Origin of the sequence: Variovorax sp. dw_954 (genome assembly GCF_018449755.1) — a bacterium.
Classification (GTDB): Bacteria; Pseudomonadota; Gammaproteobacteria; order Burkholderiales; family Burkholderiaceae_C; genus Variovorax.
Genome location: NZ_JAAVVD010000005.1, coordinates 1 through 16153, shown reverse-complemented (window position 1 = coordinate 16153; position 16153 = coordinate 1). Strand labels below are relative to the sequence as shown.

At 66.1% G+C, this 16153-nt stretch carries 18 protein-coding genes; 6 read left to right on the top strand and 12 right to left on the bottom strand.

The window, feature by feature from the left end; all coding sequences use genetic code 11:
• Positions 1-15: 15 nt before the first annotated feature.
• Both HB681_RS10145 and HB681_RS10140 read left to right on the top strand, forming a co-directional pair.
• Positions 16-654, top strand: coding sequence for a hypothetical protein (locus HB681_RS10145; protein ID WP_213954691.1), 639 nt, complete (start codon positions 16-18; stop codon positions 652-654).
• Positions 655-797: 143 nt separating this feature from the next.
• A complete protein-coding gene (locus HB681_RS10140) occupies positions 798-1373 on the top strand; it encodes an NnrU family protein (protein WP_213954690.1) in 576 nt (191 codons plus the stop codon).
• 120 nt (positions 1374-1493) lie between these two features.
• Here the strand turns inward: HB681_RS10140 and HB681_RS10135 are convergent, their stop codons facing one another.
• Positions 1494-2135, bottom strand: coding sequence for a glutathione S-transferase C-terminal domain-containing protein (locus HB681_RS10135; protein ID WP_213954689.1), 642 nt, complete (start codon positions 2133-2135; stop codon positions 1494-1496).
• Positions 2136-2199: 64 nt separating this feature from the next.
• On the opposite strand from HB681_RS10135, the gene HB681_RS10130 reads away from it, so the two are divergent.
• Complete coding sequence (locus tag HB681_RS10130) at positions 2200-3000, top strand: DUF72 domain-containing protein (RefSeq protein ID WP_256734895.1); 801 nt, start codon at positions 2200-2202, stop codon at positions 2998-3000.
• Positions 3001-3042: 42 nt separating this feature from the next.
• On the opposite strand, the gene HB681_RS10125 is transcribed toward HB681_RS10130, so the two are convergent.
• The 7 genes from HB681_RS10125 to HB681_RS10095 all read right to left on the bottom strand — a co-directional run bounded on the left by HB681_RS10125 (position 3043) and on the right by HB681_RS10095 (position 8896).
• On the bottom strand, positions 3043-4185 hold the full coding sequence (locus HB681_RS10125; RefSeq protein WP_213954688.1) for an FAD-dependent monooxygenase: 1143 nt from the start codon (positions 4183-4185) through the stop codon (positions 3043-3045).
• A 43-nt stretch (positions 4186-4228) separates the two neighbouring features.
• A complete protein-coding gene (locus HB681_RS10120) occupies positions 4229-5326 on the bottom strand; it encodes an ABC transporter substrate-binding protein (RefSeq protein WP_213954687.1) in 1098 nt (365 codons plus the stop codon).
• An 86-nt stretch (positions 5327-5412) separates the two neighbouring features.
• Entirely contained in the window at positions 5413-6300 is an 888-nt protein-coding gene (locus tag HB681_RS10115) for an ABC transporter permease (protein WP_213954686.1), read from the bottom strand.
• A gap of 16 nt (positions 6301-6316) precedes the next feature.
• Entirely contained in the window at positions 6317-7099 is a 783-nt protein-coding gene (locus HB681_RS10110; RefSeq protein ID WP_213954938.1) for an ABC transporter ATP-binding protein, read from the bottom strand.
• Between the two features lie 29 nt (positions 7100-7128).
• On the bottom strand, positions 7129-7920 hold the full coding sequence (locus HB681_RS10105) for an alpha/beta hydrolase (RefSeq protein WP_213954685.1): 792 nt from the start codon (positions 7918-7920) through the stop codon (positions 7129-7131).
• Positions 7917-8324, bottom strand: coding sequence for a VOC family protein (locus HB681_RS10100; RefSeq protein ID WP_213954684.1), 408 nt, complete (start codon positions 8322-8324; stop codon positions 7917-7919). The genes HB681_RS10105 and HB681_RS10100 overlap by 4 nt, the downstream gene beginning before the upstream one ends.
• Before the next feature lie 2 nt (positions 8325-8326).
• Complete coding sequence (locus HB681_RS10095) at positions 8327-8896, bottom strand: GAF domain-containing protein (protein ID WP_213954683.1); 570 nt, start codon at positions 8894-8896, stop codon at positions 8327-8329.
• Positions 8897-8970: 74 nt separating this feature from the next.
• Here HB681_RS10095 and HB681_RS10090 point away from each other — a divergent pair, with 74 nt between their 5' ends.
• Entirely contained in the window at positions 8971-9942 is a 972-nt protein-coding gene (locus tag HB681_RS10090; RefSeq protein WP_213954682.1) for a LysR family transcriptional regulator, read from the top strand.
• 117 nt (positions 9943-10059) lie between these two features.
• On the opposite strand, the gene HB681_RS10085 is transcribed toward HB681_RS10090, so the two are convergent.
• The gene (locus HB681_RS10085) at positions 10060-10974 is read right to left on the bottom strand and encodes a fatty acid desaturase (protein ID WP_256734894.1); all 915 of its coding nucleotides are present in this window, start codon (positions 10972-10974) and stop codon (positions 10060-10062) included.
• Positions 10975-11355: 381 nt separating this feature from the next.
• Here HB681_RS10085 and HB681_RS10080 point away from each other — a divergent pair, with 381 nt between their 5' ends.
• The gene (locus tag HB681_RS10080; RefSeq protein ID WP_213954681.1) at positions 11356-11667 is read left to right on the top strand and encodes a polyhydroxyalkanoic acid system family protein; all 312 of its coding nucleotides are present in this window, start codon (positions 11356-11358) and stop codon (positions 11665-11667) included.
• 33 nt (positions 11668-11700) lie between these two features.
• On the opposite strand, the gene HB681_RS10075 is transcribed toward HB681_RS10080, so the two are convergent.
• The gene (locus HB681_RS10075) at positions 11701-12696 is read right to left on the bottom strand and encodes a S1/P1 nuclease (protein ID WP_213954680.1); all 996 of its coding nucleotides are present in this window, start codon (positions 12694-12696) and stop codon (positions 11701-11703) included.
• Positions 12697-12956: 260 nt separating this feature from the next.
• Between HB681_RS10075 and HB681_RS10070 the strand changes: the two genes are divergently transcribed.
• Complete coding sequence (locus tag HB681_RS10070; protein ID WP_213954937.1) at positions 12957-14381, top strand: amidohydrolase; 1425 nt, start codon at positions 12957-12959, stop codon at positions 14379-14381.
• Positions 14382-14494: 113 nt separating this feature from the next.
• Here HB681_RS10070 and HB681_RS10065 read toward each other — a convergent pair whose 3' ends face one another.
• The gene (locus HB681_RS10065) at positions 14495-15526 is read right to left on the bottom strand and encodes a substrate-binding domain-containing protein (protein ID WP_213954679.1); all 1032 of its coding nucleotides are present in this window, start codon (positions 15524-15526) and stop codon (positions 14495-14497) included.
• A 23-nt stretch (positions 15527-15549) separates the two neighbouring features.
• On the bottom strand, positions 15550-16153 hold a 604-nt coding region (locus HB681_RS10060), incomplete at its 5' end, for a sugar kinase (protein ID WP_213954678.1).

Genomic DNA, 16153 nt, shown 5'->3' with positions numbered 1-16153 from the left:
TTCACCATCCGACGGATGAAAACCTCGCATCGCCTTGGAGCCGTGGCCTCGGCAGCAGTCGGATTGCTGGCAGCCGTGCTGGCCGTCGCGGGGTGCTCCTCCGCGCCGCAGCGCCAGGCGCAATGGACGAATCCCGCCCTCGGTGCGCAGTCGGGGTTCCTCCGGGGCGAGAAGGTGCTCATCGCGTGCGACGCCTTCGACGTGGCGATGCGCCGCACCTGCGAGGACGGGCTCTACCGCGAGGTGCTCGCGAAGGGCGCCACGCCGGTGCAGGTGCCCGCCGGTACTGTGCTGCTCAACGACCGCGAACTCGACGGCCAACTCGTTGCCAGCGCCCGCGCGCTCGGGGCCAAGGCCGTGTTCACGATGACCTTGACGCCAGCAACCTCCAACGCGGGCTCGGGTGTCTCGCTGGGGATCGGCGGATTCAACTTCGGCAGCGGCGGGGGCGGAGGGATCGGCCTGAGCGTTCCGGTGGGCGGCGGTGGTTGGTCAACGGGTTTCGCAGCCAATGGTCGTGTCACCGAGGTGAGCAGCAGCCGGCTGGTGTGGACCGCGACCGTGGTGGCAGCACCGTCATCAGACCTCAATGCGCAGTTCGCGGACTTGTCGCGTTCGATGCTGGAGACGGCGCAAGGCGCAGGCCTGCTCTAGTGCCTTTCAGCAGCCAGCAGGACTGACGCAGGAGAGTGAGTCAGCGCGCAGAATGCTGGCACGCGCAGCATCCTGCAGCTCGACGCAGCCCGTTCGTCCCACCGTGCAACCATCGCGCCGTAACCGCCCGCGGAGAAAATTCCATGCCACTTCTTGTCGCTGGCCTCATCCTGTTCCTCGGCATCCATTCGGTCTCGATCGTCGCGCCAGCCTGGCGGGATGCGCAGATCGGCCGGCACGGAGAAAAGCTCTGGAAGGGCCTCTATTCCCTCGCGTCGCTGGCCGGACTGCTCTTGCTCATCTACGGCTACGGCGTTGCCCGCCAGAGTCCGGTTGTGCTTTACACGCCGCCGCAGGCCCTGCGCCATGTCGCGCTGCTGCTGATGGTTCCTGTGTTTCCCTTGCTGTTTGCCGCCTACCTGCCCGGCCGCATCGCGCGCATGGCCAGGCACCCGATGCTGGTTGCCGTCAAGCTCTGGGCCACGGCGCACCTGTTGGCCAACGGCACGCTCGCTGACGTGCTGCTGTTCGGGGCCTTCCTTGCGTGGGCCGTGGCGGACAGGATTTCCGTCAAGCGGCGTGCCGTGCCGCACAGCGTGCCTCGGGCCCCTGCAGGTGCCATGAACGACCTGATCGTGGTCGTCGGCGGGCTGGTGGTCTATGGAGGTTTCTTGTACCGGGTACACGTCTGGTTGACCGGGGTGTCACCACTGGGCTAATACGCAAGGCACAAGCCCGGGTTTGCCGCCGCCATGACTGAGCGCGGCATTCGGCTCCCCCGGGAGTGCCAGGGTTGGCTCGGCGAGATCCTCTCGAGCTGACGGAGGACGATGGCGCGATCAGGCAAGCAGGAGCGGCATGCCTGGGTCGCCCTTCTGCATCGCGCGCTGATAGGCCTCGCGCCCTGCGATGCGCTGCAGGTAAGCCAGGATGTTCGGATACGGCGTGAGGTCGAAGGGCATGAAGTAGCGCATCGTCGTCAACGAGAAGCCGGTCATGATGTCCGCGGCGGTGAAGTCCTTGCCGGCCAGGAACGGTACATCGCCGAGCCGGCCCTCGATCAGCGCGAAGGCGCTGACAAGCCGGCTGTTCAGGCGCGCTGCGATGGGATTGTCGGACGGCAGTTGCAGCCGCCGGACAAACATGTTGCGGCCCATGTTCGGCTGGAAATTCCCGTTGGCGTAGTGCCACCAGAAGATGTAGTCGACGAAGTCCGGATGGTCCGGTCCGAGCACCAGCCGGCCACCCCCGTGCTTCGCGATGATGTATTCCATGATGGCGCCGGACTCCGCAAGCAGAAGCTCCCCGTCGCTGATCACGGGCGCCGTGCCCAGCGGGTGCAACGCCACGAGTTCCGGCGGCGCCAGGGAGGTGACAGGATCCCGCACATAGTGCTTGAGTTCGTACGTCAGGCCGAGCTCCTCGCAGAGCCATACGATGCGCTCCGATTGCGACTTGCCGAGATGGTGGACTATGAGCACTTTGCTTCCTTGAAATAGACGCTCGATCATCGCAGGTGCGTGACGGCGCAAAAGGGACTTCAGCATGCAAACTCACCACCAGGCAGACAAGGATGGCCGCGCCATGGAAACACCGCATGGTCACGGCATCCATCTCGGTTGCGCGGGCTGGAATGTGCCACGGGACTTTGCGGACGCGTTCGGCGAGGGCTCCTCGCATCTCGCCCGCTATGCCACCCGGTTTCATGCCGTGGAGATCAACAGCTCCTTCTACCGGCCGCATCGGCGGCAGACCTACGAGCGCTGGGCCGCGAGCACGCCGCCCGACTTTGCCTTCAGCGTCAAGCTTCCGCAGGCCATCACGCACGAACTGCGGCTGGTTCGTGCGATGCAGGTGTTCGACACGTTCCGGGATCAGGTCCAGGGCCTTGGAGAGCGACTGCGCTGCCTGCTGGTCCAGCTCCCACCGAGCCTGGCCTTTGACGCACGCGTGGCGGGCCGCTTCGCCACCGCGCTGCGCCGACGCTACGCAGGACCGGTAGCGATCGAGCCGCGTCATGTCAGTTGGTTCACGCCGGAAGTCGATGCATTGCTCGCGAGCTGGCGCTTCGGCCGCGTGCTCGCCGACCCGGTGCGCCATGACGCGGGAGCGGCACCAGGCGGATGGCCCGAGACCGTCTACTTGCGGCTGCACGGATCGCCGCGCATGTACTGGTCGCGCTACGAGGATGACCTGCTCCGCCTGCTCGCGCCGCGGCTGTCGACGGCGGTCGCGGACGTCCAGCATTGCTGGTGCATCTTCGACAACACGGCGGCCGGCCAGGCAGTGGGCGACGCGCTGCGGCTCGACGCGATGCTCGCCAGGATGCCCAAAGCGCCAGGCTAGCGCGACGACCTGCCGGGAAGAGCCGCTCGCAGTGCCCAACCCTCAAGCGCGAGCCGGCTCGAAGCGCCCCGCGAACTCCTCGGCACACGCCCGAAACTTGGCGTTGCGCTGGTCGAGCGCTTCCTGCGTCATGGGCACCATGATCGGTCCGCCCTCGTGCGCGAAGGCCTGGCACTGCTCGACGTAGGGACGCAGGCGCTCGTGATAGATGGGCGCGGCAGCGCCCATGTCGCCGCCGCAGTCGGTCCAGGTGCTCGCAAGCGTTTCCGCGGCCACCATTGCCAAGGTGGTGCCCATGCCCGACAGCAGCGCCGCGCAGTGGCCTGCATCGCCGATGACCGCCACGTTGCCGTGGATCCAGCTGGGCATGTGGGTCTGGCTCACCGAGTCGAAGTAGAAACCCTTGGCGGCGGGATCGGTGAACGCCGCGCGGATCTCGCGCACCTGCCAGGCGTCGACCCGCGACAGGAAGCCATCGACGATCCCGCGATGACTGGCCGCGTCACGGTAGTCGTAGTCGATCTCCGGACTGGCGCACAGCATGAGCGCTTGCGGACCGTCACCCGCATCGCGCACGGCGATGGTCAGGCCCGGGACGTTGAGCATGCCTCGTTGCCATGGGCGATCGTTCGGGAGATCGACGAGGGCGACGTAGTAGCCGAAGTGCCGGACGTAGTTCTTCTCGGGCCCGAAGGCGAGCTTGCGCACATTGGAGTGGAGGCCGTCGGCGCCGACCACGAGGTCGTAGCGGCCTTGCGCGCCATCCAGGAAAGTGACCGCCACGCCATCCGCACCGTCGACCATCGACGCTATGGACGCCTTGAAACGAAACTCGACATCCTCCGGTATCGCGCCGAGCAGGATGCGGTTGAGGCGGTCGCGCGAGATCTCGATGTCCTCGTCGGTCTCGTTGGCGAACCAGCGCAGATCCAGCGTCGCGACCTGTGTTCCGGTGGCATCGAGCACCGGCGCCGGGCCTGCAATCACGACCTTCTGGTCATCGATCTGCTGGAGGATGCCCATGCGCCTTGCCGTGCCGAGCGCGCGTCCACGCACGTCGATCGGCGCACCGCCGGGACGCAGGCCATCGGCACGCTCGATCACTGTCACCTGGTGACCGAGATGGGCAAACCACCAGGCGGCCGAGAGGCCGGCCATGCTGGCTCCGGAAATGAGGACGTCCATGGGGCTGCTCCTGAGTGTTGCGCGTGAAAAAGATTCTGTTCGCCTACAGCTTGAACGCTTTCGCCATCTCCACCACCGCCTGCTTGTCGAAGGCATTGACCTCGTCGATCAACTCGTTGGAGAACAGCCGGTTGGGGTCGCCCAGCTCTTCGGCCAGCTTCGGGTTCTTGCTGCTCTCGGCGGCCATCGCGATGTTGGCCTGCCATTCGGCCAGCGACGATGCGCCCATGCGCTGGTCGGGGTCGTCGGGGCGGCGCATCCAGCTGTTCTTGCGGTCTTTCAGGATGAAGGCCAGTTCCTTGCGCGCCTCGTCTTCGGTGCGACCCTTGGGCTTGCTCTCGGGGTACACAGCCCAGTGCAGGTCGATGCCGGCGTCGAGGTTGGCGTTCGAGAAGATGGTGGACTTGGCGATGCCGCGGAACAGCGCCACCAGGTTCTTGCGCTCGTCCTTCAGCAGCTTGCGGGGCACGCACATCCAGCCGGAGCCGAGCTGCGCAAACTTGGGCGTGAGCGGCACGTAGCGCAGCTTGGTGCCGACAAGTTCGATGCGCGCGGCCGCCGTGTCGAAAGCCACCATCGCATCGACCCGGTCGTTGTCGATCGCCGCGCCGGCCGGCGCGCCGTCACCGATGGCGATGTACTCGCACTTGTCGTCCTTCAGGCCCAGCTCGGCCAGCATGGTCTTGGTGATCACGATGCCCGTGTCGCCCTGGCTGCGCACGCCGATGCGCTTGCCGGCCAGGTCGGCAGCCGTCTTGATCGGGCTGTCCGGCTTCACCACGATCACGTTGGCATTGCGCGGCAGCCACTTGTAGACGCTCACCAGGTCGAGCGTCGGGTCCTTGACCATCGCCGGCACCAGGATGCCGGGGACGGCCGGGCCAAACTCCACGTGGCCGGCGCGCAGGCTTTGCAGCGCCTGCGTCATGCTCGACATGTTGACGTACTCCACGTCCACTCCGCCGGACTTGTAGAAGTTCAGCTTCGGCGACTGACCTGCGGTGACGAAGCATTGCTGCGGGTCGTTGACCGCCGCGGTGTTTGCGACCTTCATGATGCGCAGGTTCTGCGCCAGGGCCGGCAGGCCGCCCACGAGTCCCAGGCCGCCCAGGCCCAATGCGAAATCACGACGTGTCAACATGGTTCACTCCTTGCCGGTACCGTACCGGCCGCGTTCAAAAAAAGAAAGTCGTGCAGCTGGATGCGCCCGCCGCACCGAGGGCGGTTTCAGGCATTGACCGTGCGCTGGGAGCTGTCGGCCGGCATCCAGTGCAGCACCCGGGCCTGCACGCGCCGCAACAGGCTGGTCAGCGCGATGCCGATCACCGAGAGCACGACACACACCGCAAAGCTGCCGCCGGTGTCGGCCTGCGCTTCCATCTGCAGGATCAGCACGCCAAGCCCCGCCTGCGCCCCGACGAACTCGCCCACCACCGCACCCACCACGCTGAAGGCGGCGGCCATGTTCAGGCCGGCAAAGACATAGGGCAGCGCACTCGGGAACTTGGCCTTGCGAAAGATCTGCCAGCGCGTGGCCGACAGGGAGCGCAGCAAGTCGATGCGGTCGGGGTCCACCGCCTTGAAGCCCGCGATGCTGGTCACCAGCACCGGGAAGAAAGTCAGCATGCAGATGATCACCACCTTGGAGCTGATGCCGAAGCCGAGCCACACCACGATGATCGGCGCCACCGCCACCTTGGGCACGCTCTGCAACGCGGCCACGTAGGGTTCCACCAATGCCTCCACCTTCGGCATCTGCGACACCAGGATGCCGATGGCCAGGCCCACGCCGCTGCCGATCGCGAAGCCCAGCAGGATCTCGGCGAGCGTGACGCCGCCGTGGTACCAGAAGCCGTCCTTCGCCATCGGTCCGGTGGCCAGGCCTCGCCATAGCGCAACCGCGATGTCGCTCACCGGCGGCACCAGATGCCCGGGTACCTTGAAGAGGCGCACCGCCCCTTCCCATGTGCCGAGCAGCGCGATCAGCAGCAGGATCGACTGCACGCGTGTGGACCCGAGCGGATTCCCGCGGCGTGGCTGCGGCGCCTGTGCCCGCTTCGTGGTGACGACCTCGGGCTGCGGGGCGGATTCGGTGTTCATCGTGGCAGTGGTCATGGCAGCACCTTCTTCTTCAGTCGAATGAAACGGCATGCGAAAAGCGCTCGCGGATCGAGGCGGACGCCGCGGCGAAAGTCGGGTGCGACATCACGTCCATCGATCGCGGCCGCGGCAGGTCGATGGGCAGGACGCGCTCCAGCGCGCCCGGGCGCGGCGACATCACGAAGACCTTGTCGCCGAGGAACACCGCCTCGGGAATGGAGTGCGTGATGAGCACCACGGTCTTGCCGCTCTCCATCCAGATGCGTTGCAACTCGATGTTCATGCGCTCGCGCGTCATGGCGTCGAGGGCGCCGAAGGGCTCGTCCATCAGCAGGATCTTGGGGTCGTGCAGCAGCGCCCGCGCGATGGAGGCGCGCTGCTGCATGCCGCCGCTCAACTGACGCGGCAGCTTGTGCTCGAAGCCTTCGAGACGGACCATGTGCAACAGTTGCATGGCGCGTTCGCGCGCCTGCTTGCGGTCGATGCCGAGCACTTCGGCCGGCAGCATCACGTTCTCCAGGATCGTGCGCCACGGCAGCAGGATCGAACTCTGGAACACCACGCCCACGTCGCGCCGCGTGCCATGGATCGGCTGGCCGTCGAGCACCACCTTGCCGACGCTGTAGTCAAGCAGGCCGGCCAGGATGCGCAGCAGCGTGCTCTTGCCGCAACCGCTGGGTCCGACGATGGTGACGAAGCTGCCCTGCTCGATGGTGCAGTCGATCTGCTTGAGCGCGAGCACGCCGTCATTGCCGCGGCCGAAGTTCTTGGACAGCCCCTCGATGCGGATGTAGTCGGGCCGGCCGCGCTTCATCGCGGGCGCGGCCGCCAGCAGGGTTGTGTTCATGCCTTGACTCCTTTGGGATTCAGGAAACGGACCATGTGATGGGCAATGACTTCGGGCGCCTGCATCGCCGTGACATGGCCGATGCCTGGCAGCAGGACGGCGTCCGCGCCCCCGATGCGGCCCGCCATCGCGAGCGTGACCGACGGCGGCACCACGCGATCGAGTTCGCCGGCCAGCACCAGGGTGGGCGCGACGATGTCGGCCACGCCTTGGTCCAGGGTGCTGGCCACAGTTGCGGCCCGCCGCGCGGATCGGGCCGACGCGGGCCTCGCGCTGGCGAAGATGTGGCGCAGTTCCGGCCGCTGCGCGAGAAACGCCTCGGGGAAGAACCAGGTTGCCAGCTCTTGCGCGGTACCGGGCAAGCCGCTGCGCAGTGCGGCCAGGCGGCGTGCATCCGGGCACAGCTCCTCGTAGGGACGCGGCAGCGGCCAGGTACTCCCGAGCACGAGGCGATCGATGGCCTGCGGATGCAGCAGCGCCAGCGCCTGCGCCACGCGTCCGCCGAACGACGAGCCGAACACATGCGCCCGCTTGAAGCCCAGCGCCTTGATGAACTGCTGTGCGTCGTTCGCGAGGTCGGCGAGCGTTGCCGCGCGCTCGGGCGCCTCGGTGTCGCCGCAATCGCGCTGGTCGTACGCGATCACGGTGAAGTGCCTCGACAGATGCGGCACCAGCGCGGCGAACATGCTGCGCGAGGCCTCCGCGCCATGCATCAGCACGAGCGGCGGGCCTTCCCCATGGCGCTCGAACGCGGTGCGTACCTCGCCCGCCTGGATGAAGTCGGTCATGCAGCGCCCTCCTCTTCCGTGTCCAGCCAGAACGTCATCTCGATCTTCAGCCCGCGCGGGTCGTGCAGGAACAACTGCTGGATGGCCCATCCTGGAATCGGCGCCTCCGCAAAGGGCACGCCGGCCGCGGCGAGGTGCTCGCGCATTTCCTTCAAGCCCTGCGAGCGGAACGAGATGTGGTCCAGATGCCCGGTGACGGGCCGCACCGCCGCATCCGGCGTCGACAGGTGCGCATACAGGTGCACGATCGGTTGGCCTCCCGCATAGAGCCAGGCGCCGGGCGCGGGAATGTCCGGCCGCGCGCCGACCTGCAGTCGCAGCACGCGCGTATAGAAGTCGACGAGCGGCGGCAGTTCGTCCGGCGTGCAGCGGATCGTGAAGTGGTGCAGTGCGGTGACGGGCATGGTCAAACCTCCACGGGGCTGCCGAGCGACGCACCGGCAAAACGCTGTGCCAGCCCGGGCGCGACCGGCACCCAGCGCGCCGCAGCCAGCGCCAGCAGGCGGATGCCCCAGACCTCGTGCGGCAGCCAGCGGGCGCGGGTGCCGAAGACGTTGAAGGTGGCGTAGCAGAGCGTGCCTTGCAGCAGCGGCACGTTGATCACGCTCTGCAGGCCCAGTGCGTGCATCTGCTCGAAGTCATCGAAATGAAGCGGCAGCGCCTGGGGGCCCTCCGCGACGAACACGCGGCCGTGCACGAACAGGCACTCGGTCCACGGCGTGAGCGTCTTGCGCTTGGCGCCCTTGACCGGGAAGCGATCCGCTTCGGATGAATAGAAGCGGCTCAGCCGGATCTCGTCGATCGGGTCGTGTGCCGTCGTCACGTTCTGCTGGATGCTGAAGACGCTGTCGCCGGCAATCTGACGGCGGCAATCGTCGATCAGGCGCAGGGCGGCGTCGACGCCTCGCGCCTCCGGGAGCGCGTCGAGCAATGGGGCCAGGTGGTCTGTGAAGGTGGATGGGGTGGCGTTGGGCATGCAGAAAGTCTAGGCGCCTCAATTCACCAAAATGCACTAAATTCTGATGGCTCGATAACCTTCGAGTTATGACCATGCCGAACATCCGGGACCCCGCCACCGACCTGCAACACGCGCTGCTGTCGCGCCTGAAGATGCGCCAGCTTTCATTGCTGCAAGCCATCGACCGCCACCGCACGCTGGGCCGCGTGGCGGCCGAGATGCGGCTGAGCCAACCGGCCATCACGAAGGCGCTGCGCGAAGCGGAAGACATCTTCGGCAGCAAGCTGTTCGAGCGCACCAGCCGCGGACTGGTCCCTACGCCTGCGGGCGAGGCCGTGTTGCGCTACGCCCATCGATGGCTGGCCGACCTGGAGGCCACCACGCGCGTCCTCACCTCGCTGGAAGCCGGCCACGGCGGGCGCCTGCGCCTGGGCCTGACGCCGCAGGTGCCGCAACAACTGCTGTCCGCGGCACTCAACCATCTGCTGAACCGCACGCCGCGCATGGCCGTCATGACGCGCGAAGGAACGACCGACGAACTCGTCGCCGGCCTCGTCGCGCGAGAACTCGACTGTGCGATCGGCCGCTCCTACGACGGCGATGCAAGCGAAGTGGTGCAGGAGGCCATCCACCAGCAGGAGCCCTGCCTCGTGGTGTGCGCGACCAGCGTCAAGCGGCTGTCCCGCGGAGCGCTGGACTGGGCACGGCTGGCCCAGCTCGACTGGATCCTGCCGCCGCCCAACACGCCCATGCGCCGAACCTACAACGCGATCTTCGTGGGCGCGGGCGTGCAGCCGCCGCTGCCGATGCTGGAAACCACGTCGATCCGCAGCATCGAGATGGTGCTGCGCACCGAAACGAACGCGGTCTCGATCCTGGCCCGCGACGTGGTGGCCGAGATGGCGCGCGGAGGCCACTGCGCGGCCCTGCCCTACCGACTGAGCTGGAACCTGCCGCCGGTGAGCTTCTTCACGCTGAAGGAACTGGAGGCGCACCCGACCGTGCGGTCGCTCAGGGCGGCCGTGACGGAAACCGCGCGGGGCATGCAGCGCACGACGGCGTGAATGCGGATCAAGCCTGCAAGCTGCCCCCGCTCGCTTCGGCACCTCCGGCGTACCTCGCCACAAGCCTCGCGCGGCGTTCCGGATCCGGGTCGATGTTCACGCGCGCCAGGTTGCCATTCACATGCGGCAGCGCCAGCAGCCGCGGGTCCATGACGCGGAACCACAGCGCGGGAACATACGAGAGCGGGAACATGCCGAAGTAGCCGCTCGGCAGTTGCGGAAGGTCCTCGAGGTGCCGCAGCGACTGGTAGCGGCGCAATGGATACGCATGATGGTCCGAGGGCCGCTGCAGGTGAAACAACGCGAGGTTGGTGACCAGATCACGGCATAGCTCTGCAGCATGGTGTTGTGCACGCTCCAGACCGACCTGCGCTGCTGGGCAAGGCGCTCGGCCTCCAGCGACCATGCGCGGCGGATGCCACCCGGCAGTTCCCGGCAGGCGAATCGATAGATGCTCTCGCCCATGCGCGCGCTCGCGTGGTCCTCGGGCGTCGATACCGAGCGATGGTGCCCGCGTCCGTGCTCGACGGTGAAGTGCCCGTAGGCCGGCACCGCGAGGACGAGGCGCGCCAGCCATTGCTCGATCGCGGTGTTCTTGTGCCCCAGTTCGTGCCCCGTGTTGATGCCCAGCCCCGAGTCGGTGCCTGCCACGTAGGCGAGCATCAGCACCGCCCACCACGACAGGTCGTGCGTTCCTACCCACCAGGCGCAGCCGATGAGCGCGACGAAATGCAGCGGCACCGTGAGCCAGGTGAGCCAGCGGTAGTAGCGCTCCTGCTCGAGCTGCGGCACGACGGCTTCGGGTGGATTGTTCTGGTCCTCCCCGATCAGCAGGTCCAGCAGCGGCATCAGGCCGTAGCTGATCAGCAACGGCAGGCCCAGGGCGATCTCGTGGCCGGTGGCGGCGTGCAACGCGATGCCGGTGAACGGCAACAGCGGGTAGACCACGGACAACAGCCACCACCAGCGCTTCCTGTCGCGGTACTCGACGCGCTGGTGATCGGGACCGACGGAAAGATACAGCTTCGTCATGCTGGGCACCTCGGAGGAACTTCGACATTCTTCGCCCAAGCGCGCGGCAGGGCAATCCTTTGCCTTCGGCTCGCCGAAGCCTTGACCACCGCCGCGGCTTCCCGCTCGTACACGCGCACTTCACGCCACGCGAGTGCGGCACGCAAGTTGCGTGTATCGATGCACTGGCGAAATGGCGATCCGTCATCCACCATTGCGGTGCATTCAGATGTCTCCTCCACCCTCACCTTGGTGGACTTGGTCCTCGGGGCGCACGCCTCGGGGACTTTTCTTGCCTCATCGGAACCGCACCGCCCGATCGGTGCACCGTCTCGCGCACCCGGGGGCCACGCCGCCCTGCAGGCCCTTGCCCCGTGCGTCGATTCGCTGCACCCTATGCGCATGGCAACGCCCATCGTCATCAGCATTCCACATCAGCTCGGCCGCGCCGAGGCGCGACGTCGCATCGAGGGCGGTTTCGCGAAGATCATCCACCTGTTGCCCGGCAGCAGCGGGGCCCGCAGCGAGCGCTGGGACGGTGACCGGCTCATCTTCAGCGTCGCCGCGCTGGGGCAGACCATTTCGGGCGCAATTCAGGTCCTCGACGCCACAGTCACGATGGAAATCGAGCTGCCCGGTGTGCTCTACGTCATCGCCGGCGGACTCAGGGACAGGCTTCAGAAAATGGGCCAACTTCTACTGACAAGGAAGTAGCGGATTTTGCAGCGCAGAGCAGCGCAATCGTGTTCAGTGCCAGATCGCGGTCAGGACCTGTGCGAGGCGCGCACCCGCCCTGGCAATCTCCTTGCGCTGGACATCCGTCTTCAGCTTTGAGTAGCCGGCAGGCAGCGTGACGCCGTGGTGATGATGGGCATCCGCGGCGGCGTACGTGACGCCGTCGAACGCGACTTTCCCATCGGTGAGCGTTTCGGTCGCCCATGCTGTCGACCAGCCCGACATGTCTCCCGCCGTCACGGGCACCGCGCGCGCAAGCGTCATCAGGGCCGCCGATGGCGGCTGCGACGCAAGGCTCGATGCCACCGTGTCCCATTCGCTGTGGAGTTTCTTCGAGCCGATGAGCAGATCGTTGCCACCGTGTGTTTCGGTGTCCGCGTCAAAGGGGCCTTCGTCCGGGTCCACCACCTTTCCGGTGGCATCCACGTAGACGGCGACCACGTGCAGCGGCTGATGGATGTCGCCGACGTAGTGAGACAGCAGGCGCAATGCCTCCTTCTTGCTCGTGATGTCGAACGGTGGTGGACACGGCTTGCCCTGGAGCACGGCGATGGTCGCGGCAATGGCCGAGACGACGTCCTGGTCGGTGGTTCCGACCTTCCCCTTCTCGTAGGCCACGCGTTGCACCGCGACGTCGGTGTAGTGGTACTGCTTGTGGCAGGGCTCGGTGTTGTTGAATCGCGAGGTGCAGTTGCCCACATTGCGGCGTACGAAGGCTTCCATCTGCCGCTCGCTGGCCGTGTTCTCATAGATGGCGCATTCGGCGTACCGGCCCTCGCCGCCATACTTGAAGGTCGTGGGACTCACGCCCTTGGCGCAGTCGGCCCAGACCGAGGCGGTGCGCAGGGTGCTCCCCAGGATCTTGCGGACCTGCGTGGCGGTTGGCGTTCCCGCGATCATCGCGTCGGCGATCGCGCCGACTTCCAAGTGGCCATTGGGTCCGTAGGCGAACGTGCTTCCGCACGCGACGGTGCAAGCGAAAGCCAGGGCGCATATTTTTGCTGACATGGAACTCTCCTTGAGATGAGTGGCAACCCTCGACGCTAGTCGCTTCAACCTCTTGAGGCGACCCCACACGGGAGGAGGAATCACACCCCAGGCTTTGACGTACGCCGCAACCGATGCGTTGACGCTCGGCGATGGCAGCATGACCGCTCGTTGCCAGGCCCTGCGGGTCGGCGGACCCGGAGACATCGCGCAGATCCGCACCTATCATGTGTCGACCCGTCCAATCAACGTATTTCGGCAGTTCCATCAAGGACTCGAATATGGACATTCCACCGTCAGGGCTTTCGCGTCGCGGCTTCATGGGCGGCGTCGGCGCCGGAGGTCTGGCCCTTGGGGCCAGCCTGATGGGGCACGCCGGAAGCGCAACCGCGGCATCGCTGATCGACGTGAACACGGTCACCACGCCCGTCTCCAGCGTGCAGGCCCTGCCGAGCGTCTATTACCTCACCAACGTCCGTCTCGAGACCGGCTTTGTCGAAGAGAAAAAGGCCTGGCTCGATACGCCGGTCCTCACGCATACCAGGACCGAACTGAAGACGTTGCGCATCGCCAGTGGCGCGGTTGCCGAAATCCTGGATGCGAAGTCGGCTGTGCCTTCAGACGCCGCGGTCTATGACGCGCAAGGGCAGTTGATGCTCCCGACCTTTCGCGACATGCACATCCACCTGGACAAGACCTTCTACGGCGGCCCGTGGGAAGCGACACTTCCCACGCAGCATGGCCGGGCAGATCGCGTCGCCCAGGAGCACGAGCTCCTGCCCAGGCTTCTCCCGGTGGCCGAAGAGCGTACGGCTGCCATGGTCCGCCTCATGCACTCGCAAGGCACGACGGTGTGCCGCAGCCATTGCAATGTCGATCCCGTCAGCAAGCTGGGCAATCTCGAACATCTCAAGGCGTCGCTCAAGCGTTTCAAAGGCACGCTTGATTCGAGGATCATCATCTTTCCGCAACACGGCCTGCTGGCCTCCGACAGCACAGGCTTGATGCGCGAGGCGCTGAGGTCGGGCGGTGTCAGCTATGTCGGCGGGGTCGACCCTACCTCCTTCGATCACGCGATGGAGAAGTCGGTTGATACGACGGTACAACTCGCGATCGATTTCAACGTCGGCATCGACATCCATATCCATGAGCCGCGCGCAACCGCCCTGCCTGCATTCAATCGCATCATGGATCACGTGGAGAAGAACAAGCAGCTGCAAGGCAATGTGACCTTCAGCCACGCCTATTCGCTGGCCGAGCTCTCCAGGGACGAACTCAAGGACATCGCAGCCCGCATGAAGGCGCTGGACGTCACCCTGGCCAGCGCGGTTCCGTTGGGCAGGAGCGCCATGCCGCTGCGCGAACTGCACGAGGCGGGCGTCAAGGTGATCTGCGGCACCGACAGCGTCATGGACTGGTGGAACTCGTTTGGCAATTGCGACATCCTGCAGAAGGCGCAGGAGATCGCCCGACTCCAGTACGCCAGCACGGAGTACGAGATCAGCCGCACGCTGGGCTATGCGACCGGCTTCGTCACGCCGCTCAACGAAAAAGGTGAGCAGGCCTGGCCGAAAGCCGGGGACGAGGCGAGCTTCAATCTTCTGCCTGCGAGTTGCTCGGCTGAAGCGGTTGCCCGTCTACCCGTCCGCAATGCCGTATTTCACAAGGGCAAGCTCGTCCACGGCGCAGTCCCGAAGGCCGCATGACGGCCCTGCTTTGCAGCGCCGTCGCAAACCTTTGCATTGCCCTTCTCATATGAGTTGCGCGCCGGGATCTTTGCAGCAGGAAACGGGCTTTGGAGCCCGGCGTAGCAGGCTCCTCACCCACGTCTATCGGACGATCCTCGTATCACCAGTTGTCCCGGCAAGAGGATCTGCCTCGGTGCCGCTTGCTCACCATGCAACCGATCGATCAGGCAGGTGGCCGCCGCCCGCCCGATCGCATCGGTCGGCTGGGCAATGGCGCTCAGTCCGGGGCCGATGAGGGGTGCCCACTCGGGATCGTCAAAACCCAGAAATCCCACGTCGGCGCCGAACCTCCAATGGCACTGCGCCGCAATGCTTGCAATGCGCAGCGTGACCACGGCGTTGCCGGAGATGACGGCAGCGCGTCGGCCATCCGTTGCGCTTTTCGCGCGGAGAAGAAGTGCACGTATCGCGTCTTCCAGCAACTGGCCGTCTTCCTCCGAATACTCGAACACCTGCCCTGCCACCAGCCCGGCTTGCGAAGCAATGCATTTGTTGAATGCAGTCGCACGCTCGCGCCGACTGCTCACGCCCTTCTTCGGCTCGGTGACGTACATGAGTTCACGGTAGCCATTCCCGATCAGGTGCTTGCAGGCGGTCTCCATCGCGTCGGCGCTGTCCAGGGCCACGAAATCGGCCGTCATGCCGCTGTGTCGCCGATCCACCAGCACGGCAGGCTTGCCGTTGCGCTCGAGCGCTTCCACGACGCCAGCCCCGCGGCCCAGCGTGTTCAGGATGAAGCCGTCGACCTGGTAGCCCGCCAGCGCATCGATGGCTTCGCGCTCGCGTCCGACCGCATTCCCCAGATTGAAAAGCATGACCAGGTAGCCGGCTTCCTGGCACGCCTTTTCCGCGCCTCTCAAGACCGCGACGGAATACGGATTGGTGATGTCCGCCACGATCAGGCCGATCAATCGCGAACGACCACGGCTGAGCGCCTGGGCCATCGGGCTGGGCGCGTAATCGAGTTCGGTGATCGCCTTCTTGACGCGCGCTGCGATGTCGGGCGTGAGCAGCTTCTCGTGATTGAAATATCGCGAGACAGTGGCCTTGGATACGCCGGCAGACGCCGCGACGGCCGCAATGGTGGGGCGTCGAGCCTGCAAGCTGTCATGAGAAGCAGCTGATCTCAAAATCCGCCCTGCTGTAGTTCTTCGCGCGTCGGCAGGCCTTCGGTGTCGCCAAGGACTTGCACGGCGCGCGCGCCGATCCAGGCGCCACGGCGCACTGCATCCGGCACGCTGCGGCCTTCGAGCAAGGCGCTGACCACGCCGGCCGCAAAGCCATCGCCGGCACCGACGGTATCCACGACCTTCTTCACCGGATAGCCGTCGACATAACCGGTACCTTCGGCATGGCTGTCGAAATAGGCTCCCGCGGCGCCGAGCTTCACCACCACGAGCTTTACGCCCCTGTCGCGGTAGAAGCGCGCGATGCCCTCGGCCGTGTCGTGGCCGGTCAGCAGCAGGCCTTCCTCGATGCCAGGCAGCACCCAGTCGGCGAGCGAGGCGAGGTGATTGATCCAGTGGCGCATCACCTCGGTCGACTTCCACAGCGTGGGGCGCAGGTTGGTGTCGAAGGAGATCGTGCGGCCCGCGCCGCGCATCACGTCCATGGTCTTGATCGCCGCTTGCAGGCTGGTCTCGGAGATCGCCGGGAACACGCCCGTGGCATGCAGGTGGCGCGCCGAGCGCAGCCAGGACTCATCGACGTCGGCCGGTCCCATCTGGCTG

Coding starts and splice junctions, on each gene's coding strand:
- HB681_RS10080 (WP_213954681.1), top strand. CDS start 11,356: ATGGCAACGCCCATCGTCATCAGCATTCCACATCAGCTCGGCCGCGCC.
- HB681_RS10085 (WP_256734894.1), bottom strand. CDS start 10,974: ATGACGAAGCTGTATCTTTCCGTCGGTCCCGATCACCAGCGCGTCGAG.
- HB681_RS10100 (WP_213954684.1), bottom strand. CDS start 8,324: ATGCCCGTCACCGCACTGCACCACTTCACGATCCGCTGCACGCCGGAC.
- HB681_RS10120 (WP_213954687.1), bottom strand. CDS start 5,326: ATGTTGACACGTCGTGATTTCGCATTGGGCCTGGGCGGCCTGGGACTC.
- HB681_RS10070 (WP_213954937.1), top strand. CDS start 12,957: ATGGACATTCCACCGTCAGGGCTTTCGCGTCGCGGCTTCATGGGCGGC.
- HB681_RS10105 (WP_213954685.1), bottom strand. CDS start 7,920: ATGACCGACTTCATCCAGGCGGGCGAGGTACGCACCGCGTTCGAGCGC.
- HB681_RS10095 (WP_213954683.1), bottom strand. CDS start 8,896: ATGCCCAACGCCACCCCATCCACCTTCACAGACCACCTGGCCCCATTG.
- HB681_RS10130 (WP_256734895.1), top strand. CDS start 2,200: ATGCAAACTCACCACCAGGCAGACAAGGATGGCCGCGCCATGGAAACA.
- HB681_RS10075 (WP_213954680.1), bottom strand. CDS start 12,696: ATGTCAGCAAAAATATGCGCCCTGGCTTTCGCTTGCACCGTCGCGTGC.
- HB681_RS10090 (WP_213954682.1), top strand. CDS start 8,971: ATGCCGAACATCCGGGACCCCGCCACCGACCTGCAACACGCGCTGCTG.
- HB681_RS10140 (WP_213954690.1), top strand. CDS start 798: ATGCCACTTCTTGTCGCTGGCCTCATCCTGTTCCTCGGCATCCATTCG.
- HB681_RS10110 (WP_213954938.1), bottom strand. CDS start 7,099: ATGAAGCGCGGCCGGCCCGACTACATCCGCATCGAGGGGCTGTCCAAG.
- HB681_RS10125 (WP_213954688.1), bottom strand. CDS start 4,185: ATGGACGTCCTCATTTCCGGAGCCAGCATGGCCGGCCTCTCGGCCGCC.
- HB681_RS10145 (WP_213954691.1), top strand. CDS start 16: ATGAAAACCTCGCATCGCCTTGGAGCCGTGGCCTCGGCAGCAGTCGGA.
- HB681_RS10115 (WP_213954686.1), bottom strand. CDS start 6,300: ATGACCACTGCCACGATGAACACCGAATCCGCCCCGCAGCCCGAGGTC.